This window comes from Fluviispira vulneris (genome assembly GCF_014281055.1).
Taxonomy (GTDB): Bacteria; Bdellovibrionota_B; Oligoflexia; order Silvanigrellales; family Silvanigrellaceae; genus Silvanigrella; species Silvanigrella vulneris.
The window spans coordinates 241,953-257,132 of record NZ_JACRSE010000006.1 but is presented as its reverse complement, the minus strand read 5'-3'; the positions used below and the strand labels follow the sequence as shown (position 1 = coordinate 257,132).

The window sequence follows — 15,180 nt, the reverse complement described above, 5'->3', positions numbered from 1 at the left end:
GAAAACGATTATGGCTTTTAAAATTGGAAATATTCAAGTTTTCCCACACAATTATTTTTTTGATTTTATGAAATGGCGTAAAGTAACAGTCGGAATATCTGTTTTTCTTGTAGCTGTTTCTTTATTAATCATTGGAATAAAAGGTTTGAATTACAGTATCGACTTCTTAGGTGGTGCTGAAATTCAAGTCAATGTCCTTAACAAGTCAATAACCCGTGAACAATTGCATGAAGCTGTTACTAAAGCCGGAATTAATCATGCAGAAATCACTACGTATGGCTCACTTGCTGCCCGTAAAGACAATTCAGAGTCTTATATTGTCCGAATGCAACGTGAGAAAGGGCAAGATGAAAGTGCTACGACAAACCGCGCAGACAAATTGGTAAGCGCATTAAAAGCTGAATTTGGTGCTGAAAAAATCCAGATAGCCTCGATTACTAATATCTCTGGGAAAGTTGGAAAAGAAGACGAGTACAAAGGTTATATGGCTTTGTTACTTTCTTGCATAGGTATTCTTATTTATATTGCGTTTCGTTTTGACTCGCGTTTTGCTCCAGGTGCAGTTCTCTGCCTTGTGCACAACGTTGTGATAGCTCTTGGAGTGATGACCTTATTTGGTCGTCCATTTACCACAGTTTCTATCGCTGCATTTTTAACAATTGTTGGATATTCCATTAATGACACTGTGATTGTTTATGACCGAATTCGTGAAACACGCACACTGCAACCCAAAATGCCCATGATTGATGTGGTAAATCGCAGTATCAGTCAAACCATGAACCGCACTATTTTAACATCAACCACAGGTATATTAGCTCTTCTTGTGCTTTCTATTTTAGGGGGCGGATCTATTGAAGACTTTGCTATCACAATGCTTGTGGGTATAGTGGTCGGTACGTACTCATCTATTTATGTTGCTGCACCTTTAACTCTTATGATGGATGGTTACCTTAATAAATTAGGCTGGAAGAAAAAAGATGCGAAAGAATTAGCAAAAGAAGTACGGCCAAAAGACTATGCACCACCTATAAATGTTAGAAAAAAAGTTCCGCAGGATAAAAAATAAATGGAATTAGCAGTTCTTTCTCAAAGTAAATTGACTTCACAAAATTTTATTTTAAATAAAGAAAATTTATGTATAACAAGTCGGTTTACTTGGAAATTAAGAAAGATTTTTGCAGAAAATGGTAAAGAAATTGACCAATATATTTCGCAAAAAAAAGTTTCTTTGCTTGATGGAAAAACAATGAAAGAGGATGCATCACCTCTTTCTCTGTTACCAGAACCTTGGTCATTAAAAGATATTCGTAAAGCTGCAGAGCGCATTGTTTCTGCGATGCAGAAAAAAGAAAAAATAACTATTTTTGGTGATTATGATGTAGATGGCACAACATCTTGTGCCATGCTTAAGCATTTTTTTACTGATATAAACTATCCAGTTGATGTATATATTCCTGATCGTCTCGTTGAAGGATATGGCTTAAATAAAATTGGCTTGCAAAAAATAGCTGACAAGGGAACAACCCTTGTCATTACTGTAGATAATGGGATTGCTGCGGTCGATGCATGCGAACATGCTTTGTCTTTAAATCTCGATGTTATTATTACGGATCATCATGATATTCCTCCTACTCTCCCAAATGCTTTTGCAATATTAAATCCTAAGCAAAAAGATTGTTTGTTTCCTTATCGCATGCTTGCTGGTGTCGGCGTTGCTTTTTATCTCATGATTGCTTTGCGTGCGCTTTTGCGTGAGCAGGGGATGGCCTGCCCCATTAACCTAAAAAATTATTTAGACTATGTTGCTCTTGGCACAATTGCAGATATGGCACCTTTAACTGGAGTCAATCATACGTTGTGTAAAGTTGGCCTTGAAGTCTTAAGCCAAAATATCCAAAACGGTAACCGCTTGGGTTTATTTCATCTGCTTAAACTTGCAGGTTGGAACGAAAACTCCAAAATCGATTCTGTCGATGTTGGCTTTAAAATTGGCCCACGTCTCAATGCAGCTGGTCGTTTGGGCAATGCATTGCGTAGTGTAGACATCCTTTATACTAATGAAGATCAAAATATTTTAGAAATGGCGCAATTTTTACATGCGGAAAACTCAGAGCGGCAACAGCTTGAAAAAGCTTTCACCCAAGAAGCTCTTGCACAAGTGGCTGCTCTAGCAGAACTTCCTGAAGCTTTGGTCTTGCACAAAGAAGACTGGCACCCTGGGGTTGTGGGGCTTGTTGCCACCCGTGTGCTCGATAAATTTTATCGTCCAGTTTTGGTTTTTGGGACACTTGATGGCAAACTAAAAGGGAGTGGAAGATCGACACATTCTTTCGATCTCTTTTCTGTTCTCAATGAAGTGAGGCATGAGTTCATCTCGTTTGGTGGTCATTTCCATGCAGTGGGATTGACACTTGCGCCAGAAAAGCTTCCTTGGTTAAGAGAATATCTTGCAAAAAAAGCTGGTGAGATCATACTAGCTCAAGACAAAATTCCTCTTTTGCATGTCGATGGTATTTTGTCACTCAATGATATGAGCCCGCATTTTTTGCGAAAATTAGAGCAGTTCGAACCCTATGGTGTTGAAAATCCAAGGACACGTTGGCTTGTTGGACCTGCGCAGGTGAAACACGTTAAACGTATGGGTAAGGACTTGTCCCAGGGACATGCAAAAGTTTTGCTCTTAGAAAATGCTCGAGATGTCTGGGTGACCGCTTTTGGCATGGCCGATATTTTCGAAGAGTTTTTAGCAACTGGCGTTGATATACAACTGGTGGTCGAAGCCAAACTTGGAAACTGGAATGGTAAGATCTCTCCCGAAATTAAGGTTATTGATTACGCTCCCGTCATTTATTCGAGCTGATCTATTTCCTCATTTTCTTTTTATTTGATAAGGGTAAAGTTGTATAAAACATTTCTTTTTTCTAATTAAATTGAGTGGACCCGCTTATGCTCCAGTCGCAACGAAATGATCCAGAACCTTGGTATGTTCGCAAAAAAAAAGCAAATACAGCTCAGCAGACAAGTCGTGTGCAAAAAAACACACCTGAAAATATTATTGATAAAGCTATACATGTAAAACAAGGTGTGTCATTGGTTGCTCCATTTTTCTTTTCTCTCCTTTTTGCAGTAGCTGCTGGTGTCTTTTTTTCTTATTGTTTTTTAAGTGAATCGCATGGACTCAAACTTTTTATTTATGCGGGGGGTGGGGTTCTTTCACTTATATTCTCTATTTTTTTCTTATTTTATAAAATTGGTGCTATCTGTTCATATTTATCACCCAAGAATGAAGATATGAATTTAGTTGCGCTTGGTATCAAATACTTTCAAGGAAATGTGCATCCAGAAGAGCCAAGAAAAGGGATACCTGCTCCAGAAATGGCGCTCTATCAGTTTATTCAACAGGTACGCGCATATGCGATGGAAAAATCTTTTTTAAAACAAAAGCAAGAGCGATCCCCGGATCCCTTTTCCTCGATAAGCGGAGCCGATCCCAATTCTTTATTAAAAAGACGTTGGAATGATGTTGTAGACAGTTTGAATGAGTTTGAAATATATTTAGCCAATGATCCTAAAGGGATTATTGAAAAACTTATCGTAAAATCTCCTCCACAAAATATGGATGTGTCGCAAATATTCAGAGATGTCGCAGAAACCTTCGACACAACTTGGCGGCGCAAAGGCATAAATATTGAGCAAGCTATTGTGACACCTCTGAAGGCAAGCACGAATGAGGCTGTGTTACGCAGATTGCTTGTAGGTCCTTGGCGCAGTTCCGTCTATTTTGCCCGACGTGGGAACGGAGTAGTATTTTCAGCTAAAAGTGTGGATGGAAAGATCAGTGCCCGCTGGGAGTGTGAAGGAATGGCGTTCCCAGAAGAATTTTTCGATCTTATGCGCAATTCAGAGCTGAGTGTAAATGAACGAATTGAACAAGGAATGCTCTTGATTGCTCCCGATCCCAACAGTCCAAACACTTTATTTGCCCTTATCAGTTTTGTGACTTGGATAGACCTCGCAACTGCAGCGGGTTGCGATTATGTCATTAAGCAGGGTACAGAGGGTATGGTGATTGAGCTTCGCCTTTAGGTTTTAACTAGAAAAGTCTCTCTTCATATAAATGAAAATTATTATTAAAAATAGAGGGTATAAACCCTCTATTTTGTTCTTCCTTAAAGAAAGAATATAACTTCCTTTAATTAATTTTTAATTAAAAGATGCTTTTGTGAGTCCCTCAATAATGTGTGTTTTTCCCAATTTCTTTGGTTCTCTCTCTTAATGTATAAAGTTTCAGGAATATTATAATTTGTCGTGATAACTATTTTGATGTTTTCCAGAACACTTTGTCCTTTATTATTGAGAATAACTTGATTGCTCTTAATATCTTTTAGTTCAAATGCTTTTTTATACTGATGAATTTTATATGCCACTGCGGAACCTGCATATTTCTCAATACCAAGTTTATTACAAATGGGATCAAAAAGACAAATTGTCTGTGGTAAAGAAACAGATATTTTATTTTCTTCCGAAACAGTCACTTGATAAGAATAGTTTTCAGTTTTGCGTGCATAATAATTCCCTTGAGTGATTTGCTCAGAGTGTTTTGCAAAGTTCTTCGCTTCTGCAATAGTTCTTATTTCCAGTATTTGAGTGGTTCTATCGGGAGATTTTAAAATAAGCTCTGAAGGAGTATTGTAACTTGCTTTAAGCTCAAATTTAAAGTTTTTTACTTGTTTTTTATTTTCATCAGAGAGAGGTCTTAGGTTTCTTTTTTCATGTACAAGTTTAAAAAATGCATAATAGCCTTCAATATTTTGAATTTTTGCTTTAGTTGTAAAGCTTGCTAATGAAGAAAAGCTACAGATTTCATAAATTAGGCAATCAAGTGATTGAGGCAAATCAATTTTAATTGTATTATTTTCTGCGACTCGAATTTTAAAGAAATAATTTCCGTTAAACGCAACAAATTGACCTGGCATTAATTTTGTGCGGATATCATAGGGGTTAACGGATAAAGAAATATTTTCTTTTTCTGCAGGGAAAATAATTCGGGAATTGTCGTTTGGATATATGACGCTATCAGCAAAAGCATGAGTGGATTTGAAGAATGATAATATTGCTAAAGATAAAAGTATAAAATTAGGCAAAAGAAACTTTTTCACGTATATAACTCCTTAGAAAAATAACAATTATTATTTTAGAAATGCTAGGAACTAAAATAGGAAATAGGATATATAGCTTAGCAATTGAGCGAGCTATCAGAAAGTTCTATATTTTATTTTTTTATATGTCAATTTTTTATTTGATTTGTACAGATATTTTATAGATAAATATAAATATTAATAAATTAAAATGTGAGTCGCTACTTCCTTAATTTAAACTCATCTTCCGATTTTGCAATAATGACCGTACCAACCGTATTCCCTACAATATTTGTGACAACGCGTGCGTCGGACATAAAACGATCAATTCCTAATAACAATGCTAATCCTTCGATAGGTATAATATGATTTGGCATTGCTGCTAATATCGCAGATAAAGTAACAAAACCTGCGCCCGTAATTCCAGCCGCACCTTTAGAAACGATAAGTATAGTTAAAAATAATCCGAGATATTCCGGAAAACCAAAGGGAATATTATAAGCTTGCTGAATAAAAATAGCACCTGCGGTTACATAAATAGCTGTCCCATCTAAATTAAAAGCATATCCAGTCGGAAGAACAAAGCTCACAACTTTTTTAGAACATCCAAAAGTTTCAAGTTTATTCATTAACTGAGGAAAGACGGATTCGGAAGAAGACGTACCAAAAGCAATAGACATTTCTTCTTTTATATGTCTCATTAGTTTTATTGCGCTAAAACCGTAAAATTTACCTACGATATAAACGATAACCCAAAATGTTACCATGCTAATGCCCATGACTAATATAAAATAACCAAGCATTGTGAGGGCACCAATTCCTTGGGATCCCACAGTTGCTGAAATTGCGGCAAAAGCTGCGATTGGAGAAACTCGAGAAATAAGAGCAATCATTTTAAAAAAGACATCGTTTGCATGCTTAAAGAACGTAACAACTTTTGTCGTTTCTTCTATTTGCAAAATAGCAACAGAAAAAATAACTGCTAGAACGATAACTGCAAGTAAATTGTCTCCGGCTAAAGTACCAAACACACTTTCAGGTACCATGTGGGTAATAAATTCCATAAACCCACCAGTCGATCCTTCTTTCGGTTTAAATTTTGACACATCGATGCCATTGAATAAACCAATATTAAAACCACTTCCAGGTTGCAATAAAAACATATAACCAAAGGTAATAAGCACGGCTACTATAGACATAATTTCAAAATATATCAAAGTTTTAAAAGCAAGTTTTCCTATACTTCGATGCTCTTTGTTTGCACACACTCCGAGTACAATGGAAACAAAAACAACGGGAGTGATAACCATTTTTATCAAGCGAATAAATAAAACAGCAATGATTTTTAAATCTATAGCATGACTTGGTAGAGTTACACCAACGATTATACCAAGTATGACTGCTATAACGACTTGTAAGAAAAGCTGTTTTTGAAAAAAGTGAGAAAGTCGAGACTGAATTTTAGCTGAAAGCATAGAGACCTCACGAAATATATTTAATACAAGATTAACTATATTCAAAAGTGAGAGACTTGTGAAGTGAGGAAAATTTTTACATCTGACGAAGATTGGCAGAGGATGAAAATAAACTGGGTTTTTCTTGCATGAGTTCAGATAAAAACCAATTTTCAGCTAAGTGTGTTCCTGTCGAAGATCCTAATTTTAATTTTCGTGAAAGGAGAGCACCTATTTTTTCTGAAATAGAACGATATGTTGTGTATTTCCCACCATAAATTGTAATTAATCCTGGCAGAACTTCGTCGAGAACTGTTTCTCTCGATAAACCGGATATATTTTTATCAAGTTGTCTTACATAAAAGGGTGAATTAAAAGGTTCATTATTCCAAGTAGAGTTAAAATTTTTAATATTTGCTTTTACATGCAGAGGCATACAACGGACACCACAGAAAATTTCAGAAATATTTTTTTCAGCATCGTGCAAATTGAGTGTTTCTTTAGCGGTGTGCATAAGATAAGCTTTATCTTCTTCCGGATAACGAACATGGGACGGTTCACCGACAAGAATAGATTCTGTGGTGCCATAGAGCCATTTACCAAACCATGGTATAAAAAATACGATTCTTCCATCAGGTTCTTGAATAAGTGTCGCAGAATTTTTTGTAATATCACCGTTGGGCACAGCTTCGGGGTTAAAGACTATGTGCGTGCCTAGATTCAATAGACATGTGATATTTGGGATAATATTCCAATTTAATAGATTTGCATTGCACCAAGCGCCAGAGGCATTCACAATTGTTCTGGTAGTTAAAGTTTTGGTAGAATCTTTGCTGACAATTGTTACTTTATATCCATCCTGGATAGGAATGACTTCAGTTACTTTAGCATTTTCTTCATAACTCGCTCCGAGTTTTACAGCAGCTTCAGCAACAATCCTTGTAATTACATCATCAAGCATTTGTGCATCGTAATATTGAAATGCACTTATCATTTCTTTTTCAACTTTTTCAGGATTTAAATAAGGTGCGTAGCTAAGAATATTTTTTTTATTTATTGTACTAGCAGATGGCAACCCGCCATCTCCTGCCAAAAGATCATAAAAGAAGAGCCCCATGCGAATTAACCAAGGTGGTCTTTTGTCACCTTTAAAATTAGGTAGAACAAAGGGCAGAGGTTTAACTATATCTCTAAGTAAACGTAATAAAATAGCTCTTTCTTTAAGAGCTTCATGCACAAGTCCCCATTGATTGAGGTGTTCAAGATATCTAAGCCCCCCATGCACAAGCTTTGTGCTTTTGCTTGATGTTCCTGAAGAAAGTAAACTTTTTTCAACTAAGTGCACGCCCGGTACATTGCGAGTCGCAAGATCGTGCAAAAGCCCTGTTCCGTGTATTCCTCCGCCGACGATTAGAACATTCAAATCCATAGCACTTCATAATCCTTATAAAAGAGTTGCAGATTTTTCTCTTAATTGATGAGCTGTTTGTGCAAGTAATTTTGCCGCTTCTCTTACCTCTTGTTCAGAGTTTGTTAAACCAAAACTCACTCGAAAACTCGCTAAAGTATTTTCAAGCTCTACACCCATAGCCACAAGTACATGACTCGCAGTTGCTTGGAGGGTTTTACATGCACTGCCGACACTGGCGCAGACAGTTTTTGTTTCTTCTAAAAGTTTCATAGCATTTACGCCCTGAAAAGAGATTGTCAATATCCCGGCAATCTTTTGCATTTTGTTTGCATAAAAATTAACTTGTATGTGTTTATTTAATTCATCGCAAAAAGCATTTTCTAGAAACTCGTAATACTTGATTCGTTCTCTAGTTTCTTGTTGTTGATAAAGACACGCATACGTAAAGCCCATGATTGCAGCAATATTTGGCGTGCTTGAACGCAGATCAAATTCATGGCCTCCTCCAGTTAATTGCGCTTGTAATTTTATTTTAGGTTTTCTTCTTTTTAAAATAAGGGCTGCAGCTCCTTTTGGCCCATATATTTTTGCCGATGATATTGTTAAGGAGTCGTAATCGACACCTTCAGCAATCAATTGACTGCGGGCAAATCCTTGAGAGGCATCCACATGGAGAAGTGCTCCGCAATCTGAAGAAATTTTTCTGATTTTATCAAGTTGTAACTGTCTGACACCTGTTTCGTTATTTACATCCATAACACAGACACATAATGTATTTTCATCGATAATGCGTTCAGCAATTTCAATAATTATTTGTCCATATTCATCGACAGGTAATTCAGCAATTTGAATGTTATTAGAAAGAGCTTTTAAAGTATTTGCTGTTACAATAATACTAGAATGCTCAGTTGCACAATAAACAATTTTATTTCTCTTTCTATGGGGGTTCTCGACAAGCCCTCTTATAAATAAGTTGTTACTTTCTGTTGCGCTTCCGGTAAAAATAACTTCATCAAATGAAACAGAAAAAACTTTTGCTAACGTTGTGCGAGCCCAACCTAAAGCATGTTCAGTTAATTCTCCCATTGGATGCAATCTATTAGCGGAATTTGCAAAATAACCAAGCATCCAAGGTGTCATTTTTTCTAAAATTCTTTTGTCAAGCGGTGTGCTTGAGGCAAAATCAAGATAAATTGTATTTTGAGGAAGTTTTATTCCACCAAAAGAAATAGATTCGATTTTTTGTGGACTTGAATTCATCCATTCTGTGGGGAGAACAAAGTTTTCTATAAATTTATTCATATTCCATTCCATATTGTTCCAATACTACAGAATTGAATCTAATTCGTGTAATATTAATTTGCAATCAAAGTTGTTTGCTTTTTTTTTTGCCAAAGGAGTAGGTGATTTTGATGAATAGAACCTCTTGCTGTTGAGTAGGATTTCTTATATGACTTACATTGAAAAAATGCGTTATTTCAGAGGAAAGTATTTTGTACATAAGTCAGCATTTTTTCAAAAACGTGATTTTTTTCTCTGCTTTTTGAGCCTAATAATCGGAATTTTTATTGGATTTCTTGCTGAAGCTTTAAAACTTGTCATAAATATTGTGACAAATTTATTTTATTTTGGAAAATTTTCTTTAACAGAAGCATCACCTGCACAACATCATTTAGGCTACTGGGCTTTTTTTATGCCAATTATAGGTGGTCTTATTATTGGATTGATTGCAAGATTTATCAACCCAGCAGTTTATGGTCATGGTATTCCAGAAACTATGGAAAAAATATTACTGAATGACAGTATTATTTCTAAAAGATTATTGATTTTAAAACCAACTGCTGCAGCAGTATCAGTTGGTTCTGGTGGTCCTTTTGGGGATGAAGGTCCAATAATAGCAACTGGTGGTATTCTTGGTTCTACAATTGGTCAATTTATTAAAACGTCATCCTATGAAAGAAAAATTTTATTGAGTGCGGGGGTTGCAGGAGCTGTTTCGTCAGCATTTGGCAGTCCATTAGGAGGCATTTTCTTAGCAGTCGAATTAATGTTATATGAATTTAAAGCAAGATCCCTAATACCAGCAGCACTTTCTGTCATAGCGGCTGAATTTATAAGAATGAAATTCATTGGAGATGATCTCGTTTTTCCAATGTCTTCTGTATCATTGCCTTCAGCTTCGAGTGAAATATTTTGTTTTTTTATTATCGGTATTATTTCGGGTATTATTGCAGTTGGAATCACTCATTGTGTGCATTATTTAGAAAATGATTATACAAAAATTCCTTTACACTGGATGTGGTGGCCTGCAATCGGTGGCATAGGTGTGGGTGCTATTGGATTATTAGAACCAAAAATACTGGGAGCGGGTTATTCAACCATTACACAGATATTAAACGGACATATTCTTGCTAATTCTATTGTTTTATTATTTATTTTAAAATTTTTAGCTTGGCTCATTGCAGTGAGTAGTAGAACAACAGCTGGTACCTTAGCACCATTATTTATGATGGGGAGTGCATTAGGTGTTACTTTATATGGTATTTTAATTTATTTTTTTCCTTTAATTAATCTTGACATAAAAACGGTTGCATTGGTCGGTATGGCAGCGCTTTTTTGCGGAGTGACCCGGGCTTTTCTTGCTTCTGTGTTTATCACTTTGGAATCAACCCATCAGTTTTGGGCAGCCGTACCCGTGCTCACAGGTTGCGTTTCTTCTTATATTGTTTCTTTATTTTTAATGCAGCATTCTATACTGACAAAAGAGCTTGAGAAAAAAGGAGTTTCTTTTTTAGATGAGGTGAATGCAAAAAAGACTGAGAATGATTTACAGCAAAAACCAAATGATGTTTATTGATTATTTTATTGTTCTATTGACCGTGCTATTCATTGGTTAAAGGATTTTTATGTTGCTGGCAATTCTTGATTACAGTGGATCTTTTGCTTTTTGTGTCAGTGGTGCATCGATTGCTGCTTCACGCAGAATGGATCTTTTTGGCATTTTTGTCATGACCGTGATTGCAGGGTTTGGTGGTGGGTGTCTGCGGGATGTCCTAATTGGCAAAACCCCCCCCACTGTATTTAACACGCCTGCTTACTGGATTATTGCTTTGTGTGCCACTTTTTTAGTCTATTTTTTCAATATACAAAATAAGTATGTCGAGAAAATTATTGTTTTATTCGATGCTCTTGGTCTTGCTTTCTTTACTGTAGTTGGGGTCAAAGTGGGAATTCAAACAGGTCTTTCGAACTATCAATGTGTTCTTATGGGCGTTATCACGGCTTGTTTTGGTGGTATCACACGTGATGTGATTATCAATCGAGTTCCTTATGTTTTTCAAAATGAAATCTATGGAGGTTTTGCTCTATTAGGAGGGATATTATATTTTGTCCTGCGCAATTATATGAATGAAGGAATTCCAGATCTCATTGTTATTCCTCTTATTTTTTCAATGCGTATGATCTCTGTGTGGAAAAATTGGCATTTGCCAAGAGCCGGCGAAGTTTCTATACGCAAACGTAAGTTTCCCATGACGAGGAAACCAACTTCAAGGCCAAATAGTTAAAAAGATTATCCAAAATCATCTGTCTTTTAGAATGGGTCTAAAAATTCCTTGCATGAAACCTGTAGTTCTTATACTCTCAGGCTGTGAAGGGGAATATAAAATGATTTTAAAACAAGGCCAAAAAACATCAAGTCCAATGACGACCGCGCAAATTGAAAAGCGGTTAAATGATGTGGGTGTTTCAGCAACTGCCCAGAGGATTGCAATTTGTAAATATATTTTATGTGAAGCAGATCACCCGACTGCAGAAGACATTAAAAACTGGACTGACCTCAACTTCCCAAAGCTCAGTCGTGCAACAGTTTATAATACCCTTGAAATATTGGTCCAAGCAGGCCTTTTAAAAGAGCTAAAATTACCACATACCGGAAAAATCGTTTATGATACCAATGTTGAAGAACATTTTCATTTTTTAGACAGCGCAACAGGAAAACTTTTCGATGTTTCTCCTGAAGAATGTCAGGTGACGTTGGCTATGCCCAAAGATATTTCTGTTCAGGGGGTAGAAGTATTTTTACGTGGGAAAATTTCTGCAAAATAAATAATCCTTATTTAATCGATGCGCATTTTCATTTAAACTATCTAAAAGATATTAAAAAATCGATTGAGCTAGCACTTGAAGCTTCTGTTAAATCAGGAATAGTCGCCGGTGTGTGGAATAATGACACACTTGAACATTTAGCTTTAAAAGATAATAATTCTATTGAAAGTTTAATATTTTTAAAAAAAGATTTACAGCAATTAAATACATTAAAAAATAATGAATTCATCTGTTTTTTAGCGCATGGATTACATCCTATGTCAGTGCATGAAAAATGGCTCAATGCGGATGGTAGCTGTCATAATGAAAATATTCAAAGCGATATTCAAAAATTCAAAGAAATTTTATATAAAAATATAAATTATATTTGGGCCATTGGTGAAACAGGCTTCGACCTTTCTAAAGATATTTTGCAAAGCGAAAAGTGTAAGAATTTAAATAAACAAGATATTATTTTTTTACAAAATATTGCATTTGAAATTTGTGTGCAAGCTGCTGTTCAATATAATTTGCCGCTTATTATGCATTTAAGAGGAAGTTGGAGTCTTTGTCTTAACAAAATTAAATGGGCAAAAAGTAAGGGCGTAAAAAAAATAATGGTTCATTGCTTCAGTGGCCCAGCTGAAGATATGAAAACTTTAGCTCGAATGTCTATATATTGTTCATTTGGTGGCGTTCCTACCTGGGAAAGAGCTGTAAAAAATCGTAATGCTTTTTTACAATGTGATCCTAATTTTCTTATGCTCGAAACCGATTCTCCCGATTTGCCTCCAGAATTACCCGACCAACCTAAATTAGAAAAAAATGAACCAAAATATTTAAAAAATATTGCAGAAATTTTGGCTATATATGCAAATTCAGATTTGGATTATTTTATAAAAAATTCTAATAAAAATATTCTAAATTTTTTAGGAGTTTTTGGTAGATAACTCTTCCCATTTTAAGTAACATAAATCAAGATCGCTTTGCTTTGTTTGGATTTCAGACGAAATTAAAGCTGTTTCGTTATATGGTAAATTATTTGCATATGCATTTTCTAATTTCTGTGCTAATTGCTCAATATTTGCTTCAAGATTTTCGATCTTTTTTTCGATTTCATCAAGTTCTCTTTGTTCCTTAAAACTGAGTTTTGCTTTTTTTGTTTGAGAATTTGCATTTTTATTTTCAACCTCAAGTGGTGCTTTCTCAGTTGGCTTTTTGTTAGGGTCTATTTCTTTGTATTTTTCCATGGACTCAAGCGCTTGATCCAGATCGGGTAACATAAGCCACTCACCGGTGCGGATGCCATTTTTATTTTTCTCACCTAAAAAGGTAAATAACCCAGTGGCAACCCGTTGAACAAAGTAACGATCATGACTCGTAAATAAAACACCACCTTGGAAATCGCACAGATTTTTTTCAAGCACTTGCAGGGTCGATATATCAAGATCATTGGTCGGTTCGTCAAGGATCAATAAATTGCCTTGTTCAAGCATAAGTTTGGCAAGCAAGAGTCGAGCTTGTTCTCCACCAGAGAGTTCTCCAACTTTTCGATTGGCGTCAAATTTAAAAAATAGAAAACGATCCAAATAGCTCATAATATGCATATATTTACCAGCAAAATGCACATATTCACCTTCCGGTGCAATGGTTGAGCGGACTGTTTCATTGGGATCGAGTTTTTGTCTTTGTTGATCGAAGTGAGATATTTTCACAAGCTCATGATAAGTGATTTCACCAAGATCTGGTTTTATTTGGTTCACGACTAAATTCATTAAGGTTGATTTGCCGCAGCCATTTGGTCCCAAAAGAGCAATGCGCATTTTAGGTTTGATTACAAATTCTAAATTTTGAAAAACAAAGTGATTGTCATCTGCCGCTGCTGGATGTTTTATGGACACATTTTTAAAGCGGACAAGTTCTTGTTCACCTAAATTTCTTACCACCGGAATAATATTATCTTCATTATTCCTTTGCTCATCTGTCATTAGGGCATCGAAATTCATTTCAGCATTTTTAGGTAAATTGGCTTTTTGATTCTTTGCATTTAATGTTTTATCCAGTGCCAGTGCTCTATCTATACGCGATTTCTGTTTCGTTGTTCTGGCTTTAGCGCCTGTGCGCAACCAAGCCAATTCTCGACGCATGAGGTTAGCCATTTTCGAGCGGGTTTTTTGCTCAACAATTTCATTTTCAAGTTTAAGTTGGCTATAAGCTTCATAATTGCCATCATATTGTTTAGATTCCCCAGCCTCAATTTCTAGAATTTTATTTACTAAGGTATCGAGAAGAGCACGGTCATGGGAAATAATCACAAAAGCAACGGGTTCGGTTGATTCATTTTTTGGTTTAAAGCCAAAGAGCCCAACTCCCTGTTCAACAACTTCAAGTAAAAACTCTTCTAGCCAATCGACAGTTTGTACATCTAAGTGGTTCGTTGGTTCGTCGAGAAGTATAAGTTGTGGGTTTTTTAAGAGAGCAGAAACGATTTGCACGCATTTTTGCTGGCCACCGGATAAATTTTTGAACCGACGATCACGTAATGAGAGGAGTTTACCAGCTTTAAGTGCACTTAATATAACATTGTCCGTGCCGACGCCTGAGATATTTATAAGTTTGTCATTTAAATCACTTAGTTTTTCACCCCATTGGAGGTCACTGGTTATGTCTGGGTTTTCTTCAGCTAGAAGGGAATGTTTATCTATTTCTTCTTCAATTTTTTTAATTTGGAGGTCGAGATCATATTCTTCTGGAAGAGAATCTCTTAGAATTTCTTCGACAGTTTTTTCAATGTCAAAGGAATATTTCTGATTGACAATTGCCACTCGAATCCCATTGCGAATGGAGATGGAACCTGTATCTGCATCTTGAGTGCCTGTTATAAGTCGGAATAAAGTTGATTTTCCTGCCCCATTGGGCCCCACAATTCCCCATCTTTCCCCAGGATGAACCGTAAAGGAAAGATTGTTGAATAATTGGGTAGATCCATAACTCGTTGATAGGTTGTAACAGCTTAAATAGGGTGCAGATGACATGAATAAACTCCAAATGTAGAAACATACGCTTTAAACAAAGCATAATTTTGTCAAAA

Annotated in this window: 12 protein-coding genes; 7 read left to right on the top strand and 5 right to left on the bottom strand. The window is 35.9% G+C overall.

The window, feature by feature from the left end; all coding sequences use genetic code 11:
* Positions 1 to 10: 10 nt before the first annotated feature.
* The 3 genes from secF to H7355_RS14690 all read left to right on the top strand — a co-directional run bounded on the left by secF (position 11) and on the right by H7355_RS14690 (position 4,086).
* Entirely contained in the window at positions 11 to 1,066 is a 1,056-nt protein-coding gene (gene secF / locus H7355_RS14700) for a protein translocase subunit SecF (RefSeq protein WP_186649262.1), read from the top strand.
* The gene (gene recJ, locus H7355_RS14695; protein WP_186649260.1) at positions 1,067 to 2,860 is read left to right on the top strand and encodes a single-stranded-DNA-specific exonuclease RecJ; all 1,794 of its coding nucleotides are present in this window, start codon (positions 1,067 to 1,069) and stop codon (positions 2,858 to 2,860) included.
* 86 nt (positions 2,861 to 2,946) lie between these two features.
* Positions 2,947 to 4,086: a hypothetical protein gene (locus tag H7355_RS14690; RefSeq protein ID WP_186649257.1), complete on the top strand. Its 1,140-nt coding sequence runs from the start codon at positions 2,947 to 2,949 to the stop codon at positions 4,084 to 4,086.
* A gap of 110 nt (positions 4,087 to 4,196) precedes the next feature.
* On the opposite strand, the gene H7355_RS14685 is transcribed toward H7355_RS14690, so the two are convergent.
* The 4 genes from H7355_RS14685 to H7355_RS14670 all read right to left on the bottom strand — a co-directional run bounded on the left by H7355_RS14685 (position 4,197) and on the right by H7355_RS14670 (position 9,305).
* The gene (locus tag H7355_RS14685) at positions 4,197 to 5,159 is read right to left on the bottom strand and encodes a hypothetical protein (protein ID WP_186649252.1); all 963 of its coding nucleotides are present in this window, start codon (positions 5,157 to 5,159) and stop codon (positions 4,197 to 4,199) included.
* Positions 5,160 to 5,359: 200 nt separating this feature from the next.
* The gene (locus H7355_RS14680; protein ID WP_186649249.1) at positions 5,360 to 6,613 is read right to left on the bottom strand and encodes a cation:dicarboxylate symporter family transporter; all 1,254 of its coding nucleotides are present in this window, start codon (positions 6,611 to 6,613) and stop codon (positions 5,360 to 5,362) included.
* A gap of 76 nt (positions 6,614 to 6,689) precedes the next feature.
* Entirely contained in the window at positions 6,690 to 8,021 is a 1,332-nt protein-coding gene (locus H7355_RS14675) for an FAD-dependent oxidoreductase (protein ID WP_186649246.1), read from the bottom strand.
* Positions 8,022 to 8,036: 15 nt separating this feature from the next.
* Complete coding sequence (locus H7355_RS14670) at positions 8,037 to 9,305, bottom strand: cysteine desulfurase family protein (protein ID WP_186649243.1); 1,269 nt, start codon at positions 9,303 to 9,305, stop codon at positions 8,037 to 8,039.
* Between the two features lie 148 nt (positions 9,306 to 9,453).
* On the opposite strand from H7355_RS14670, the gene H7355_RS14665 reads away from it, so the two are divergent.
* From H7355_RS14665 to H7355_RS14650, 4 genes are all read left to right on the top strand, one after another.
* Positions 9,454 to 10,860 (top strand): chloride channel protein, encoded by a 1,407-nt coding sequence (locus tag H7355_RS14665; protein ID WP_186649240.1) that lies wholly within the window; start codon positions 9,454 to 9,456, stop codon positions 10,858 to 10,860.
* 49 nt (positions 10,861 to 10,909) lie between these two features.
* Positions 10,910 to 11,569: a trimeric intracellular cation channel family protein gene (locus tag H7355_RS14660; RefSeq protein ID WP_186649237.1), complete on the top strand. Its 660-nt coding sequence runs from the start codon at positions 10,910 to 10,912 to the stop codon at positions 11,567 to 11,569.
* Positions 11,570 to 11,669: 100 nt separating this feature from the next.
* Entirely contained in the window at positions 11,670 to 12,110 is a 441-nt protein-coding gene (locus H7355_RS14655) for a Fur family transcriptional regulator (RefSeq protein WP_186649234.1), read from the top strand.
* A complete protein-coding gene (locus H7355_RS14650; RefSeq protein ID WP_186649217.1) occupies positions 12,026 to 13,039 on the top strand; it encodes a TatD family hydrolase in 1,014 nt (337 codons plus the stop codon). The genes H7355_RS14655 and H7355_RS14650 overlap by 85 nt, the downstream gene beginning before the upstream one ends.
* On the opposite strand, the gene H7355_RS14645 is transcribed toward H7355_RS14650, so the two are convergent.
* Positions 13,019 to 15,124: an ABC-F family ATP-binding cassette domain-containing protein gene (locus H7355_RS14645; protein ID WP_186649199.1), complete on the bottom strand. Its 2,106-nt coding sequence runs from the start codon at positions 15,122 to 15,124 to the stop codon at positions 13,019 to 13,021. The genes H7355_RS14650 and H7355_RS14645 overlap by 21 nt on opposite strands.
* Positions 15,125 to 15,180 lie beyond the last annotated feature (56 nt).

Bases quoted from the DNA above. Each gene is read 5' to 3' on its own strand.
- H7355_RS14650 (WP_186649217.1), top strand. From the start codon at position 12,026: ATGTCAGGTGACGTTGGCTATGCCCAAAGATATTTCTGTTCAGGGGGT.
- H7355_RS14660 (WP_186649237.1), top strand. From the start codon at position 10,910: ATGTTGCTGGCAATTCTTGATTACAGTGGATCTTTTGCTTTTTGTGTC.
- recJ (WP_186649260.1), top strand. From the start codon at position 1,067: ATGGAATTAGCAGTTCTTTCTCAAAGTAAATTGACTTCACAAAATTTT.
- H7355_RS14655 (WP_186649234.1), top strand. From the start codon at position 11,670: ATGATTTTAAAACAAGGCCAAAAAACATCAAGTCCAATGACGACCGCG.
- H7355_RS14665 (WP_186649240.1), top strand. From the start codon at position 9,454: ATGACTTACATTGAAAAAATGCGTTATTTCAGAGGAAAGTATTTTGTA.
- H7355_RS14690 (WP_186649257.1), top strand. From the start codon at position 2,947: ATGCTCCAGTCGCAACGAAATGATCCAGAACCTTGGTATGTTCGCAAA.
- secF (WP_186649262.1), top strand. From the start codon at position 11: ATGGCTTTTAAAATTGGAAATATTCAAGTTTTCCCACACAATTATTTT.
- H7355_RS14680 (WP_186649249.1), bottom strand. From the start codon at position 6,613: ATGCTTTCAGCTAAAATTCAGTCTCGACTTTCTCACTTTTTTCAAAAA.
- H7355_RS14645 (WP_186649199.1), bottom strand. From the start codon at position 15,124: ATGTCATCTGCACCCTATTTAAGCTGTTACAACCTATCAACGAGTTAT.
- H7355_RS14670 (WP_186649243.1), bottom strand. From the start codon at position 9,305: ATGAATAAATTTATAGAAAACTTTGTTCTCCCCACAGAATGGATGAAT.
- H7355_RS14675 (WP_186649246.1), bottom strand. From the start codon at position 8,021: ATGGATTTGAATGTTCTAATCGTCGGCGGAGGAATACACGGAACAGGG.